At 64.3% G+C, this 16,274-nt stretch carries 10 protein-coding genes; 9 read left to right on the plus strand and 1 reads right to left on the minus strand.

What is annotated here, in order from left to right:
• Nucleotides 1-726: 726 nt before the first annotated feature.
• The 5 genes from ACVI1L_RS11120 (at nucleotide 727) to ACVI1L_RS11140 (ending at nucleotide 11,189) form a co-directional block, all read left to right on the plus strand.
• Nucleotides 727-8,712 (plus strand): cadherin domain-containing protein, encoded by a 7,986-nt coding sequence (locus ACVI1L_RS11120; protein ID WP_456782872.1) that lies wholly within the window; start codon nucleotides 727-729, stop codon nucleotides 8,710-8,712.
• 337 nt (nucleotides 8,713-9,049) lie between these two features.
• Nucleotides 9,050-9,550 (plus strand): phage tail protein, encoded by a 501-nt coding sequence (locus tag ACVI1L_RS11125; RefSeq protein WP_225162022.1) that lies wholly within the window; start codon nucleotides 9,050-9,052, stop codon nucleotides 9,548-9,550.
• Between the two features lie 12 nt (nucleotides 9,551-9,562).
• Nucleotides 9,563-10,087 carry a phage tail protein gene (locus tag ACVI1L_RS11130; protein WP_456782873.1) on the plus strand — a complete coding sequence of 175 codons (525 nt, stop codon included), beginning with the start codon at nucleotides 9,563-9,565 and terminating at the stop codon, nucleotides 10,085-10,087.
• 12 nt (nucleotides 10,088-10,099) lie between these two features.
• Nucleotides 10,100-10,633 (plus strand): phage tail protein, encoded by a 534-nt coding sequence (locus ACVI1L_RS11135; protein ID WP_076834877.1) that lies wholly within the window; start codon nucleotides 10,100-10,102, stop codon nucleotides 10,631-10,633.
• 7 nt (nucleotides 10,634-10,640) lie between these two features.
• Nucleotides 10,641-11,189: an N-acetyltransferase family protein gene (locus ACVI1L_RS11140; protein ID WP_456782874.1), complete on the plus strand. Its 549-nt coding sequence runs from the start codon at nucleotides 10,641-10,643 to the stop codon at nucleotides 11,187-11,189.
• Here ACVI1L_RS11140 and ACVI1L_RS11145 read toward each other — a convergent pair.
• Nucleotides 11,171-11,476 (minus strand): DUF6916 family protein, encoded by a 306-nt coding sequence (locus ACVI1L_RS11145; protein ID WP_456782875.1) that lies wholly within the window; start codon nucleotides 11,474-11,476, stop codon nucleotides 11,171-11,173. The genes ACVI1L_RS11140 and ACVI1L_RS11145 overlap by 19 nt on opposite strands.
• 584 nt (nucleotides 11,477-12,060) lie before the next feature.
• Here ACVI1L_RS11145 and ACVI1L_RS11150 point away from each other — a divergent pair.
• From ACVI1L_RS11150 to ACVI1L_RS11165, 4 genes are all read left to right on the plus strand, one after another.
• Nucleotides 12,061-12,546 carry a hypothetical protein gene (locus tag ACVI1L_RS11150; RefSeq protein WP_456782876.1) on the plus strand — a complete coding sequence of 162 codons (486 nt, stop codon included), beginning with the start codon at nucleotides 12,061-12,063 and terminating at the stop codon, nucleotides 12,544-12,546.
• Nucleotides 12,482-13,315 (plus strand): IS4 family transposase, encoded by an 834-nt coding sequence (locus ACVI1L_RS11155; RefSeq protein WP_456782877.1) that lies wholly within the window; start codon nucleotides 12,482-12,484, stop codon nucleotides 13,313-13,315. The genes ACVI1L_RS11150 and ACVI1L_RS11155 overlap by 65 nt, the downstream gene beginning before the upstream one ends.
• Nucleotides 13,316-13,470: 155 nt before the next feature.
• Nucleotides 13,471-14,625: an iron-containing alcohol dehydrogenase gene (locus ACVI1L_RS11160; RefSeq protein WP_456782878.1), complete on the plus strand. Its 1,155-nt coding sequence runs from the start codon at nucleotides 13,471-13,473 to the stop codon at nucleotides 14,623-14,625.
• 87 nt (nucleotides 14,626-14,712) lie between these two features.
• Complete coding sequence (locus ACVI1L_RS11165) at nucleotides 14,713-16,263, plus strand: AMP-binding protein (RefSeq protein ID WP_456782879.1); 1,551 nt, start codon at nucleotides 14,713-14,715, stop codon at nucleotides 16,261-16,263.
• Nucleotides 16,264-16,274 lie beyond the last annotated feature (11 nt).

Raw genomic sequence — 16,274 nt, forward strand, 5'->3', positions numbered from 1 at the left:
GCAGGGCTACGAAAGTCGCAATTAAACTTGCGGTGATTCAACGCGGATGGACCACCGCAATGTCGCGGCAGCGGACGTCACAGATGTAGCCGCTCCCCAGTCTGTTCAAGATGGCCGCCGGATCAAGCGAATAGTTGCGCAATCTGAAAGCCTTACGACGTGATCGCGAAGCCGTGACGACAGGAAGGGACAGATTCACTGGCCTTTCGGGTGAGGAGAGATCACAGACGGCTTGCCGGGAATCAATCCCAAGGCGAATCACCGACACATGTTCGTCACACAACGACAATTCCGCCTGCGGCGCAGAAACCACCGGGGGTCGCACAAGATTAAAAATGGTCGAGTTCCCACACTCTACCTCCCGCTGCATGGCCGAATCGTGGTTAACGGCGCGGTGTCACGTGGACACACATTGACACTCGGAAGCATCGACAATACGGTCGTGGTTGCCAACCGGTAAATTTTCTTGGCCGCCGCGCTTTTCTCGAACATTCATTGGGCTTTTCTCGCGGCGTGAGTGAGTGGAAGCGATTACGTAATGGCAAGCGCATTTGAACTTGCTGATGTCGGGACTCCGCAACCGTCGCGGTGTCCGCATATTGCGAGCGGACCGGTGCGATCTCGGATCGCAAGTAGTCAACCTCAACGTGTGAACTCCTTCACACCTCGTCGTCCCCAAAAATTGTAGTTAGTTGATCGGCTTTCACGCCGATCGCGGGAGTGCTCATGACGACCATACCTGCCTATACAATCGGTGGTTTAACCCGCCCCGAGCTTCATCTCGATCCGAGCGGCAATATCATTCTGGATCCGGCCGCGCAGGCGTTCATCAATACGTATGGTCTGCAATATCTTTACCTGGGTTGTCCTCCCGGCACGCCGTGGCCGCCCGTGCCCGGCTTCCTGTCGCCTCCGACCGACGCCAATGCCGGCGCCAACACGGTTGTTGAGGGCGCCGCAGCCAATACATCGGTCGGCATCACCGCGCAATCCACCAGCCTGATCGGTCTTCCGGTCACCTATTCGCTGGCGTCCGATTCCTCGCATGGCGGCTTCAAGGTCGATCCGAATACCGGCGTCGTGTCGATTGCCGATCCCTCCAAGGTCGATTTCGAGAGCTCCGGCGGCAGCTACGTTGTCAATGTGCAGGCGACCGACGGTATCTTCGTCTCGTCGCAGAGCTTCACGATCGCGGTCAGCAATGCGCCGCCCTCGACACCGACCGACGGCAACGCCACCGCCAACGCCGTCAACGAGGGCGCCGCGGTCAACACCTCGGTCGGCATCACCGCGTCGTCGGCCGACGTCAACGGCCCCGGCGTCACCTACTCACTGACATCGGATTCCTCCAATGGCGGCTTCAAGATCGATCCCACCACCGGCATCGTCACCGTCGCCAATTCCGCCAAGATCGACTTCGAGACCGCGCCGGGCCACGCCTACACCATCACGGTCCAGGCCAGCGACGGCCATGGCGGCGTCAGCTCGCAGAGCTTCACGATCAACGTCAACGACGTGGCGGTCAGCACCCCGGTCGACATTAATGCCGCCGCCAACAGCGTCGTCGAAGGCGCTGCCGTCAATACGCTGGTCGGCATCACCGCCTCCGCGGTCGATCCGAACGGCCCCGCAACCACCTATTCGCTGACCGGCGACACCTCCGGCGGCGGCTTCACCATCAATGCCACGACGGGTGTCGTCACCGTCGCCGATCCGAACAAGCTCGATTACGAGAGCGCGCCGGGCCACGCCTACACCATCACGGTGCAGGCGACGAGTGGCGCGACCACGACGACGCAAACCTTCACGATCGGCGTGACTGACGCCCCGCCGTCGGCTCCCACCGACTCTGACGCCGCGACCAACACAGTGGTCGAAGGCGCCGCCATCGGCACCGCCGTCGGCATCACCGCGCACGCCACCGACATCAATGGCGGCACCGTGACCTATTCGCTGGTCGGCGATGCCCACGGCCTCACCATCAACGCCGCGACCGGCGTCGTCACCGTCGCCGATCCCACCAAGGTCGATTTCGAAACCGCGCCCGGCCACGCCTACACGATCACCGCGCAGGCCAGCGACGGCACGCAGACCAGCACGCAGACCTTTACCGTCAACGTCACCGACGTTGCGCCGTCGGCCCCGGTCGACAGCAATGCTGCCGCGAATACCGTCGTCGAAGGTGCGGCCGTCGGCACCACGGTCGGCGTCACCGCATCCTCGACCGACATCAACGGCCCGGCGGTAACCTATTCGCTGACCGGCGACAGCTCCGGCGGCGGCTTCACCATCAACGCGACAACAGGCGTCATCACCGTCGCCGACCCGAGCAAGCTCGATTACGAAAGCGCGCCCGGCCACGCCTATACCGTTACCGCGCAGGCCAGCGACGGCACCCTTGCGACCTCGCAGACCTTCACCATCGCCGTCACCGAAGCCCCGCCCTCGACCCCGGTCGACAGCGACGCCAGCGCCAATGCGATCGCCGAAGGCGCCGCCAACGGCTCGACCGTCGGTGTCACGGCGTCGTCGATCGACGTCAACGGCCCGCCGGTGACCTATGCGCTGATCGGCGACACCTCCGGCGGCGGCTTCACCATCGACGCGACAACCGGCGTCATCACCGTCGCGGATAGCACCAAGGTCGATTACGAGAGCAGCGGTCCGACCCATTCCTATACCGTCACCGCGCAGGCCAGCGACGGCACGACGGCGAGCTCGCAAACCTTTACGATCGCCGTCACCGACGTCGCGCCGTCGACCCCGGTCGACTCCGACGCCGGCGCCAACACCGTCATTGAAGGCGCAGCCAACGGCTCGACCGTCGGTATCACCGCGTCGGCGACCGACATCAACGGTCCGGCCGTGACCTATTCGCTGATCGGCGACAGCTCCGGCGGCGGCTTCACCATCAATGCCGCAACCGGCGTCGTCACGGTCGCCGATTCGAGCAAGCTCGATTTCGAAAGCTCGGGCGGCAGCTACACCGTCACCACGCAAGCCAGCGACGGCACGCTGGCGAGCTCGCAGACCTTCACCATCAACATCGCGGATGTTGCGCCATCGACGCCGGTCGACGGCGACGCCGCCGCCAACAGCGTTGTCGAAGGCGCGGCCGCCGGCACTGCGGTCGGCATCACCGCGCATGCGACCGACGTCAACGGCCCGGCCGTGACCTGGTCGCTGATCGGCGACACCTCCGGCGGCGGCTTCACCATCGACCCGACGACCGGCGTCATCACCGTCGCCGACCCGACCAAGATCGATTATGAGGGCAGCGGCCCGACCCATTCTTATACGGTGACCGCGCAGGCCAGCGACGGCACGCTGGCGAGCTCGCAGAGCTTCACCATCGCCGTCAACGACGCCGCACCGTCGACCCCGGTCGATGCCGACGCCGGCACCAACACGATCGCCGAAGGCGCTGCCAACGGCTCGACCGTCGGCATCACCGCGGCGGCAACCGACGTCAACGGCCCGGCCGTGACCTGGTCGCTGATCGGCGACACCTCCGGCGGCGGCTTCACCATCAACGCGACGACGGGCGTCATCACCGTCGCGGACAGCTCCAAGATCGATTACGAAAGCCCGGCCGGGCACGCCTACACCGTCACCGCGCAGGCCAGCGACGGTTTGCTCACGAGCTCGCAGACCTTCACCATCGCCGTCACCGACGTCGCGCCGTCGACCCCGGTCGATGCCGACGCCGGCGCCAACCGCGTTGCGGTCAACGCACCGGTCGGCGCGGGAACCAGCGTCACGGCATCCTCGACGGACGTCAACGGCCCCGCCGTGACCTATTCGCTGGTCGGCGACACTTCCGGCGGCGGCTTCACCATCGATGCGACCACCGGCAAGATCACGGTCGCCGATCCCAGCAAGATCAACATTGCCGACCCGTCCTATGACGTCACGGTCGATGCGAGCGACGGTACGCTGCACAGCCAGCAGACCTTCACCATCGCCGTCGTGGTCGACCAGGCGCCGGTCGTCACCGCCGGCCACACGCTGAACTACACCGAGAACCAGGCCGCGACCGTGATCGATTCGGCGATCACCGTCACCGACGGCGATGACGCCAATCTGGTGTCCGCGACGGTGCAGATCACCGGCAACTATGCCAGCGGCCAGGATGTCCTCGGCTTCACCAACCAGAACGGCATCACCGGCTCGTTCAATGCCGCGACCGGATCGCTGACGCTGACCGGCTCCTCCAGCGTCGCGAACTACCAGGCCGCGCTGGCGTCGGTGACTTACATCAACAGCAGCGACAATCCGTCCGGGCTGGCGCGCACCGTCACCATCACGACCAATGACGGCACGCTCGACAGCTCGCCGGTCACCGACACCATCAACGTCACCCCGGTCAACGACCCGCCCGTCGTCACCGCCGGTCACACCCTCAATTACACCGAGAACCAGGCCGCGACCGCGTTCGACCCGGCGATCATCGTGTCCGACGTCGACAACACTACGCTGACCGGCGCGACGGTGCAGATCACCGGCAACTACGCGAACGGTCAGGACGTCCTCGCCTTTACGTCCCAGAACGGCATCACCGGCTCGTTCAATGCGGGAACCGGCATGCTGACGCTGACAGGCACCGCCAGCGTCGCCGATTATCAGGCGGCGCTCGCCTCGGTGACCTATCAGAACACCAGCGACAACCCGTCGGGCCTGGCGCGCACCGTCACGATCATCGCAAACGACGGCACGGCGACCTCCACGCCGGTCACCGGCACCATCAACGTCACGCCGGTCAACGATCCGCCGGTCACGACCGCCGGCGGCACGCTGAACTACACCGAAAACCAGGCCGCGACCGTGATCGATGCGTCGGTCAACGTGACCGACGTCGACAGCGCCAATCTGACCGGCGCTACGGTGCAGATCACCGGCGGCTTCGCCGCCGGCCAGGACGTGCTGGGCTTCGTCAACCAGAACGGCATCACCGGCTCGTACAATTCCGGGACCGGCGTGCTGACGCTGACCGGCTCCGCCAGCGTCGCCAACTACAAGGCCGCGCTCGATTCCATCACCTATTTCAACTCGAGCGACAACCCATCCGGGGCGGATCGCACCGTCAGCTTTACGGTCACCGACGGCACCGACAGCAGCAACACCTCGACCTCGACCATCCACGTCACGCCGGTCAACGATGCGCCGGTCGTGAGCTTCGGTGCCATCACCGGCTTCTCCGAGCCGCCGAACGGCACGCCGGCAGCGAACTCGACGCCGGTCACGATCACGCCGAACCTGACGATCACGGACGCCGAAGGCAATAACCTGACCGATGCGACCTTCGTTCTGAACAATCTGAAGCCGTCGGATGCGCTGTCGATCGCAGGCCACGCCGGCAACAGCGGCGATATCGGCGGCATCCACTTCGAGATCACCAGCACCGCCGGTACCGAAACGATCAGCTTCACCGGTACCGACACGCTTGCGCACTACAATGCGGCGCTGGACCTGATCCAGTTCAACAACACCAGCGAAAACCCCGACACCGCCGCGCGCTCCTACAGCCTGACTGTGCACGATGACGGCGGTACCGCGAATGGCGGCAGCAACACCGGGACGGGATCGACGACGGGAAGCGTCACCGCGGTGGACGACGGACCCACCGCGTCGGTGCCGGCGGACAATTCGATCGGCACGGCATTCTCGCACACCGACTTCGCGATTTCAGGACTTTCGGTCGCCGACATCGATGCCGCCAGCGGCAACGTCACGGCGACGATTGCCTCAAGCCATGCGAACCTGACCTTCAATACCGCCGGGCTCGCCAGCTCCACCAACAACAGCAGCCACACGGTGACGCTGACCGGCACCGTCGCACAGGTCAACACCGCGCTGGCGACCTTGACATACAACAGCGACGACGGCTTCACCGGCTCGGATACCGTCACGCTGAACATCAACGACAACGGCAACACCGGCACCGGCGGGCCGCTCACGTCGGGCGCCCAGACCTTCCACGTCGGCGTCGTCCCGCAGGTGTTCTATATCGACAACTCGCCCACGGCGCTGGCCAACAGCGCCAATCTCGGCACCGCGGCCGATCCATACACCTCGATCGCCGCCTACAACGCGGCGAATCCGGCCGGCTCTGGCGACTATGTCGTGCTGAGGTCCGGCACCTATACCGAGGCCAACGGCATCAACCTCGCCAATGGCGTCAACCTGGTCGGCGGCAGTCACTCCCTGACGTTCACCAATCCGGTGACCGGCGCCGTGGTGACCGCCAACACTGCGACCGGCACCGATCCGGTGATCAAGGTGACCGGCGCCGACAACGGCATCGACCTGCTCGGCACCTCGGGCCACAGCATCAGCGGCGTCAGCATCGATACCTCGGCCTCGACCGGCATGGGCATCAGCGACGACAACAACAATGTCGGCACCGTCACGATGTCCGACATCACGGTCAAGACTGCCAGCGGCACCGGCATGAGCTTCACCCATGGCGGCACCATCACGCTGACCGGCACCAACAACTCCATCACGTCGGGCACCGGCACCGCGCTCGATGTCGAGAACACCCAGATCGGCTCGTCCAACTTCATCCTCAAGAGCATCACCTCGAGCGGCGGGTCCAACAACGGCATCATCCTGTCGAATACCGGCACCGCCGCCGGCAACGGCGGCCTGCACATCACCGGCGACGGCTCGACGGCGGGCAGCGGCGGCACCATCGCCAACAAGACCGGCGCCGACGGCAGCACCACGCAGGGCAGCGGCGTCTATCTGAACAACACCAAGGACGTTCAGCTGTCCTATCTGGCGATGCACGACTTCCAGAACTACGGCATCGTCGGCACCAGCGTCACCGGCTTTACCCTCGGCAACACCACGGTGACCGGCACCAACGGCACCAACGTCGGCGGCATCGGCGAGGGCGACGTCTACTTCACCGGCCTGTCCGGCACGGCGTCGGTAACGAATTCGACCTTCACGGGCGCAGCGCTCGATGCGTTCCACGTCTTCAACAACAGCGGTCAGACACTCAACCGCATCACCATTACCGGCTCGACCTTCGCGACCAATTCGGCGGCCGGAAACAGCTCGGGCGATGCCCTGGTGTTCCAGGCCACCGACGGAACATTCAACGCGACCGTCCAGAATTCGACATTCACGTCGGCGCGCGGCGACCTGTTCCAGCTCGATCTGCACGGCGGCGTCAACTCGGACCTCGTGCTGAACGGAAACAGTTTCTCGAACAACAACCAGAATATCGTCTCGGGCGGCGGCGGCATCACCATCAGCTCCGGCGGGACCGGCGACCACGCCAACCTGACCTTCAACATCGCCAACAATACCATGCGTGATGCCCTCGGCACCGCGCTCGGCATCAGCACGGGATCAGGAGCAAGCTCGTTCAACGGCACGATCGATTCCAACACGATCGGCGTCGCGGGCGTCGCCAACAGCGGCTCCGCCCAGGGCAGTGACATCGGCTTCGTCACGATGGGCGGGGCCAATTCCAGCGTCACGATCACCAACAATCATCTGTATCAGTACAACAACGACGGAATCGAACTGCAGACCGGTGACGCTGCGAACGGCGGCAACGCCCTATTGACCGCGATCGTCATGGGCAACACGGTGTCCAACCCGGGTGCGTTCGGCGCTCATGGCTTCGAACTTAATGCCGGCACGGTCGCGGGCGATGCGCAGAGCGTCTCGTTGACGCTGGGCGGCACCGGCGCCCAGGAAAATCAGTTCCTCGGTTCGGGCGCGACCGGCACCGACATCCGGCTGCGCGATCGGTTTGCCACCACCGTCGGCCTGCACGCGGGCGACGGCTCGTCCTATGGCGGCGGCGCGACCGATACCGCCGCAATCTCGAGCTACGTCCTGGCGCACAATACGGTCACCACGGCGCCGACCATCAGCGTCACGGCGGGCAGCACCAACGGCTTCGGCTCGTCGCCGCTGCTCGCCGCGGATGGCGGCGTGCAGGCCGCCGTCGCGACCCCGGGTGAAACCCACCTGACGCAAAGCCAGCTCGACTCGGTCGTCTCGGCGGCCAATACCCAATGGGCAAAGGCTGGCGTGGACGCGGATCAACTGGCCGCGCTGCATGCCGTCACCTTCAGCGTCGCTGATCTCGCCGGCCAGGTGGTCGGCCTGGAAAGCGCCGGCCACATTACGATCGATGCCGATGCCGCCGGCCATGGCTGGTTCGTCGATTCGACACCGTTTGACAATTTTGAGTTCCCCCACGCGCTCAATGCTTCCGGCTCCGATCTGCAGACCGATTCGTCGACGGCCGCAGCCGGTCATCTCGATCTATTGACCGCCGTGGTCCATGAGTTGGGACACGTGCTCGGCCTCCCCGACCTGACGTCGTCATCCGATGCCAACGACCTGATGTATATCAGTCTCACCGACGGCGAGCGGCGGCTCCCAACCGCCGCGGATGTCACGCAGGCCAACGTGGGATCGGCGAAGGCGATGCCCATGCAGAGCAACACATCCTCGACTCTGAACCGCGACGGCTTCGACTTCTCGTCGTTCACCCAGACGCCGTCGCAGGCCAGCACGAGCCACGCGGACCTGGCCGCGAACACCCAGACCTGGTCCGATCTGTTCAGCGGGCACGCCAATGCCGGCACCCCATGGTGGGTCGGCCATGAGGCGACGTTTGCCGCCATGGGCGGCACGCCGACCGACAACCACGCCCAGTTGCACCATGACCTGATCGTCTGACCGGGCACCGTATCGACTACACAACGCCTGCCGAAGCGTTCCGGCAGGCTTGCCTCAGATGGATGGGATCCGCGCTTCCGTCGACCCGGCAAACTTCAATCGCCTCATGATGTCCGCTTGGACATGTCCGATTCGTGACAACGGTCCCGTCAGCAGCGATACCGTCTCGTCGCGAACTGCGAATGGCTCGCGCGGCCGCGGAATCGAAAAAATCGCGGAAACCAGACAATCGTTGAGGTTGCACTAGCCACAAAACACGCTATCGTGCAGACGTTGCACACGCAGCATCATTGCTTCGAATTTTTCACAAATCGTACGACGTATTCGCGGAGGACCGATGGCCGATCCGTTTCTTTCCGAAGTCCGCATGATGTCGTTCGGCTTTGCGCCCAAGGGTTGGGCATTTTGCAACGGCCAACTGCTTCCCATCGCTCAGAATCAGGCACTGTTCTCGTTGCTAGGTACGACCTATGGCGGGGACGGGCGCGTCACTTTTGGCCTGCCCGACCTTCGAGGCCGGGTGCCGATAAGTATGGGCCCCGGCTATACGCTCGGCCAACGCGGCGGCGAGGAGAGCCACACGCTCACGATCAACGAGATGGCGCAGCACAATCATTTGGCCAACGCCACCAACAGCAACGGTAGCCAGCCGCTCGATTCGGGGGCCTATCTCGGTGCCTTCAACAACGGCTACAGCACGTCGACGACCGACATCACCCCGCTCAATCCATTGACCGTGGGCAATGCCGGCGGCAGCCAGGCCCATCAGAACATGCAACCGTTCCTGACGATCAATTTCAGCATTGCCCTACAGGGCATTTTCCCCTCGCAGAATTGACGAGAAGCGCCGATGTCAGAATCCTATTTAGGCGAAATCCGTATGTTCGGCGGCAGCTTTGCCCCGGTCGGATGGAATTTCTGTGACGGCAGCCTGTTGGCGATCTCCCAGTACGACGCGCTGTTCAATCTGATCGGCACCACCTATGGCGGCGATGGCCAATCCACCTTCGCGGTCCCCGATCTGCGCGGCCGTGTGCCAATCCACACGGGCACCGCCAGCAGCGGCACGACCTATGCCATGGGGCAGACTGGCGGCGTCGAAAACGTAACACTCACGACGCAGACGATCCCACAGCATTCGCACGCCTTCATCGCCGCGAAGCAGACCGGCACCGCGTCGAACCCGCAGGGAAATATTCTCGATCAGACGACCGGCACAATCGCGATGTATATCGACGGCCAGCCGCCCGACGGGCTCATGGCAGGCGGAATGCTGACGAATACCGGCGGAAACCTGCCGCACAGCAATTTGCAGCCGCTGCTTTGCGTCACCTTCATCATTTCGCTGTCCGGCATTTTCCCGAGCCAGGGCTAGGAGCGCGACACCATGGCCGACCCCTTCGTCGCCGAAATCCGCATCTTTCCGTTCAACTTCGCTCCCAAGGGCTGGGCCTTCTGCAGCGGCCAGATCCTGCCGATCTCGCAGAACACGGCGCTGTTTTCGCTGCTCGGCGTCACCTATGGCGGCAACGGCACCTCGAATTTCGCGCTTCCCAACATGCAGGGCAACGCGCCGCTGGCGCCCGGACAGGGCCCGGGGCTGTCGCTGTATGACCTCGGCGAGACCACCGGCTCTCCCAATGTGACGCTGCTGCAAAACCAGATACCGCAGCACAACCACCCCGTGAACGTCGGTACGCAGGACACGGCCGACGTTCAAGTCCCGAGCCCGACCCGCATCCTCGGCAAATCGGCCAACGCGTTCGCCTACGTGCCCGGGAGCCCGGCGCCAACGCTGACGCAGATGAACGCCACCATGATCGGCATGACGGGCGGCAACCTTCCGCATAACAACATGCAGCCTTACCTCACGCTGAACTTCTGCATCGCACTGCAGGGCGTCTTCCCGGCGCGAGGCTGAGCTCGTTTTGGCTCTCGAAGCGCCAGGCACCATCATGCCCGCGTTCGGCTGGGCGCGCGCGGCCGAAGTCGGTTGCGGCTTTCGCCGCCTGTCGGAGGCGGACCTGCCGTTCCTCGGCCGCCTCTATGCCTCGACGCGCGCCGAGGAACTTGCGCCGGTGCCGTGGAGCGAGGCCGACAAGGCTGCCTTTCTCGAGCAGCAATTCCGCGCCCAGCACGCGCACTACCAGCAGCACTATCCGAACGCCGATTGGCTGGTGATCGCGCGCCAGGGTGAAGACGTCGGCCGGTTCTATCTCGAACGCTGGCCGAGCCAGCACCGCATCATCGACATCGCCTTCCTGCCCGAGCATCGCGGCAGGGGCTACGGCGAAGCGTTGCTGCGCGACGCGATCGACGAGGCGAAGGCCGCCGGCAAGGACGTCTCGATCCACGTCGAGAAGCTCAACCCGGCGATGCGGCTCTACCGGCGGCTCGGCTTCATCACCGAGGAAGACAAGGGCGTTTACGACCTGATGCGCTGGCGGGCGGCAGAGCGTCAGGTGAAGATCGCTTGATAACCATTGCCGTCCGCGACCGGACCGATCGGCACCAGGAACATCTCGATCACGCCCAATGCCGGATGGCGCACCGGATAGATCGCCTGCGGCAGCCACGCGCCCTTCGGCGCCGTGAACAGCAGCGAGAATGGGCCACCCGGCCGGCCGCTGTTGCCCGCGGGCTCGACCTTGGCGAGCTTCAGCGGCACGACGCGATCCCTCTCCGCCTGCATCTCGAACTCCGCTTCCTGATGCGGCGTGAAGTCGTCAATATGCAGTTTCGCGAGATCGACGGTCGATGTCATGCGCACGTCCCTGTTGCTTTCGAGGTGTAACACATGCCGCGATGTTGCCGTCAAGATTTCTGTCGGTCATCCGATTTCGACCTGAAGCTCTCACCGTCATTCCGGGGCGCCCTCTGCTTCCAGGGGGAGGCAAGTAAACGCAAGACTCGGATGCAGCGCGCCGCGAGGATGCGGATGTATGACTCACGCGAGTGCCACATATTCGATGTCGTCCCGGGCAAGCCACCGGGTCGGCGCGAAGCGCCGCCCGATGACAGGCTCCGCGCGACCCGGGACCCATAACCACCGATGCCAATTGTTTAGCCAGCGCGCGGGCCACAGCTCACTTCAACAACGCAACCCTGTCGTTATGGGTCCCTGCTTTCGCACTAGCGTGTCTACACGGTTTTGGGGCGCGACAGATTGACTCGGTGCAGCAAGAAGTGGCGTCTCTGCAGCATGTTGTATGATTCTCTCACTGGCGCTTTGATTCGAAGGAGCGCCAGCGATGCAGCCGGATTTGTCTTTGGGTGAGTTCGGGACGTTCGTCTCGACAAAAGGGGGCGACGCTTCTCCGGGCTATGCTTTGCACGCGCAGCGTCTGCTTGCGCCAGATGGCCCGGGGCGATTGGGCTGCCAATATGGCGTTCTGGCGGTTTGTGAACAACCCCCAAGTCACGATCGATAAATTGATTGAGGGCTGGAGCACGCAGACGCGGACTGCGGTCAGCGGGCGTCATGTGCTGGCGATCCAGGATACGAGCGAGGTCAAGTTCCAGACCCAGGCGGGACGGCGGCGCGGGCTGGGCAAAGTCGGCAAGGGCAATGCTCGCGGCGTGCTGTTGCATGCGATGATGGCGGTGGATGCCGACAGCGGGGTCTGTCTTGGCCTTACTGGCGGCAACGTTTGGACGCGCAAAGGCAAGGTAAAAATCCCGCATGAGCGGCGCGCCTTGGCCGACAAGGAGTCGGCGCGCTGGGTGACGGCCGCCGAGCAAGGCCGCGACGTCCTGGCAGATGCCCGACATGATCACCGTCGTCAACGACCGCGAGGGGGATTTCTTTGCTCACTGGGCGCTGACGCCAGCTGAGAATGTCCATCTTCTGTCGCGTGCCATGCACGACCATGCGCTGGTCGATGGCGACACACTTTATCAGGCGGTCGAGCGGAGCCGCTTCTGCGACAACGCGGTGATCGATCTGCCGCAGCGAATGGATCGGCGCGGCCGGCAGGCCCATCTCTCGATGCGCTTCGGAACCGTCGTGCTCAAGCGGCCGCAGAGGCCCGGCGTCACCGACTTGGCGGAGGGCATCAAACTCAGCTTCGTAGAAGTGGTCGAGTTGCATCCGCCGAGAGGTGCGGAGCCCATTCGCTGGCTGCTCCTGACCACTTATCCGGTCGCCACCGTTAAAGACGCCTGGCAGATCGTCTCCTGGTACCGCCAGCGCTGGATCATTGAGCAACTCTTTCGCTCGCTGAAGAGCCAGGGTTTGCGCATCGAGGATAGTCAGATCGAGAGCGCCGAAGGCCTGATCAAGCTCGTGGCGGTCGCCACCAGAGCGGCATGTATCGTCATTCAACTCGTTCAGGCCCGCAACAGTGGCGAAGAATTGCCGGCTGAATTTGTCTTCACCGCAGAAGAGATCGAGACGCTCAGGGCCATCAACAAAACCATGAAAGGTCGCACCGAGCTTCAGAAAAACCACCATCGCCCCAACACCCTTGCTTGGGCGGCATGGATCATCGCAAAACTCGGCGGATGGACCGGCTACGCCTCCCACCGTCCACCTGGACCAATCACCTTCCACACCGGAATGGCCCGCTTCCAAATCCTCGCAAATGGCCCGACAAACGTGTAGATGCACTAGTGCTTTCGCAGGGACGACAGCGGAATGGGCGGCGCGACCGTATCAAACCACCGGCCCACAGCCCTGATGACGGCCCCGATTTCCTCCGCTAACCTCGCCGCAAAGGTCCGCCAGCAAGGCGGACCGTGTTGAGGGAGGACAGGCGCTTGCATCAAGGCCGTGTCGTATTCGGTGCCATGGACGAGGTCGTGTTCGGGCGGCCCGCGCGTGAGGCCATCATCGAGCAGCTGGACCGGATTGGCGCCGAGCGCGCCTTTCTGATGGTGTCGGGCACGCTGAACCGCGAGACCGACGAGATCGAGAAGGTTCGCGCGGCGCTTGGGCGCCGCTGCGTCGGCACCTTCGACAAGATGCCGGCGCATACGCCGCGCGCCGCGGTGATCGCGGCGGCGGAGCAGGCGCGCGGCGCGAAAGCGGATTTGATCGTCACGATCGGCGGCGGCTCGATCACCGACGGCGCCAAGGCGGTGCAGCTTTGCCTCGCCAACAACGTCACGACGTCCGACGGCATCGAGACGATCCGCACCCATGGCGGCGTCTCGCCCGCGATGAACCCACCGACCGTGCGCCAGATCAGCGTGCCGACCACCATCGCCGGCGGCGAGTTCTCGTCGATCGCCGGCGTCACCAACGAGGCCAAGCGGCAGAAGGAGATGCTGCGCCATCCGCTGGTGATGCCGCGTGCCACCATCCTCGATCCGGAACTGTCGGTGCACACGCCGGAATGGCTGTTCCTGTCGACCGGCATCCGTGCCGTCGACCATTGCGTCGAGGGCATCTGCTCGCGCGAGGCGCATCCTTACGGCGACGCGCAGGCGCTGAAGGGACTCGAGATGCTGGCAGCCGGCCTGCCGCGGGTGAAAGCCGACCCGAAGGATATTTCGGCGCGAATGGATTGCCAGATCGGCACCTGGCTCTCCACCGGCCCGCTCGCCTCGGGCGTGCCGATGGGCGCGAGCCACGGCATCGGCTACGTGCTCGGCGCCGAATTCGACGTGCCGCACGGCTATACCTCGTGCGTGATGCTGCCCGCGGTGATGCGCTGGAACAAGCGCGACAATGCCGACCGGCACGCGCTGGTCGCGGCCGCAATGGGACATGCGGGCGCGGACGCCGGCGACGTGCTCGACCTCTTCATCCGCGACCTCGGCATGCCGCGCAGCCTGCAGGAGATCCACGTCGGCCCCGAGCATTTCGACCGCATCGCAAAGCAAGCGATGCGAACGCCCTGGGTGCCGCGCAATCCGCGCAAGATCGACGATCCATCCCAGGTTCGCGAGATTCTGGAGATGGCTGCATAGAGCGCTTTCGAGCGAAGTGGGTACCGGTTCGCGTGAAGAAAACGCGTCAAACAAGAACAAGCACGATCAAGGGGGATCTGGAGTTCGATGTATACCGGCAAGCATGCTTACCTGCGCCCGCTGCAACCCGCCTTCATCATGGCCGGGACCGGCGAGACCGTCACCTATCGTGAGCTCGAGGCGCGCTCCAACCGGCTCGCGCATCTGTTCTGCAAACAGGGACTGCGGCGGCTCGACCATTATTCGATCTTCATGGAGAACAACAACCGCTACCTCGAGGCCTGCGGCGCCGGCGAGCGCGCCGGGCTCTACTTCACCTGCGTCAACTCCTACCTCACCGCGGGCGAACTCGCCTACATCCTGACCAACAGCCAGTCGCGGATCCTGATCACCTCGAAGCTGAAGCTCGACATCGCGCGCGAGGCGCTGAAGGAGTGCCTGCGGGTCGAGCTCTGCATCGTGGTCGACGGCGAAAGCGAGAGCGATCGCATTGTCGGACTGCGAGAGGCCACCGCAGGCCTGCCGTCAACGCCGATCGCGGACGAATTTGCCGGCACCGCGATGCTGTATTCCTCCGGCACGACCGGCCGGCCCAAGGGCATCGTGCGGCCGCTGCCGGAGCAGCCGCCATCGCAGAACCTGCCGCTGTTCGATTTCCTGACCAAGCTCTGGCACTACCGCGAGGGCATGGTCTACCTCTCGCCGGCGCCGCTCTACCACTCGGCGCCGCAGGCCGCGGTCAATCTCACCATCCGGATGGGCGGCACGGTCGTCATCATGGAGAGCTTCGACCCGGAGCGCTATCTGCAGCTGGTCGAGCAATGGGGCATCACCCACAGCCAGCTGGTGCCGACCATGTTCTCGCGCCTGCTGAAACTGCCCGAGGAGGTTCGCGCCCGCTACGATCTGTCGACCCTCGAGATCGCGATCCATGCCGCCGCGCCCTGCCCGGCGCTGGTCAAGGACGACATGATCAAATGGTGGGGCCCCATCATCCACGAATATTACGGCGCGACCGAGGGGCTCGGCTTCACCGCCTGCAACAGCGAGGAGTGGCTCGCGCATCGCGGCACCGTCGGCAGGGTCCTGCTCGGCGATCTGTATATCCTCGACGAGAACATGCAGCCTTGCCCCAAGGGAACGCCGGGCACCGTGTGGTTCAAGACCGCCACGCCATTCGAATATTTCAACGACCCCGCCAAGACCTGCGAGGCGCGCTCGGCCGACGGCAGCATGAGCACGGTCGGCGACGTCGGCTATGTCGACGACGACAACTTCCTCTATCTCACCGACCGCGCCACCTTCATGATCATCTCCGGCGGCGTGAACATCTATCCGCAGGAATGCGAGAACCTCCTGATCACCCATCCCAAGGTCGCCGACGCCGCGGTGTTCGGCGTGCCCAATGTCGATCTCGGCGAGGAAGTGAAGGCGGTGGTGCAGCCGGTCGACGGCATCGCGCCGGGGCCGGAGCTTGCCGAGGAACTGATCGCGTTCTGCGCCGGCTCGCTGTCGCGCCAGAAGGTGCCGCGCTCGGTGGATTTCGAAGCCGAGCTGCCGCGGCTGCCGACCGGCAAACTCTACAAGCGCCTGCTGCGTGACCGCTATTGGGGCAACAAGACCTCGCGGATCGTGTGAGCGGCGGTGCG

It is taken from the genome of Bradyrhizobium sp. USDA 4516 (genome assembly GCF_054055915.1).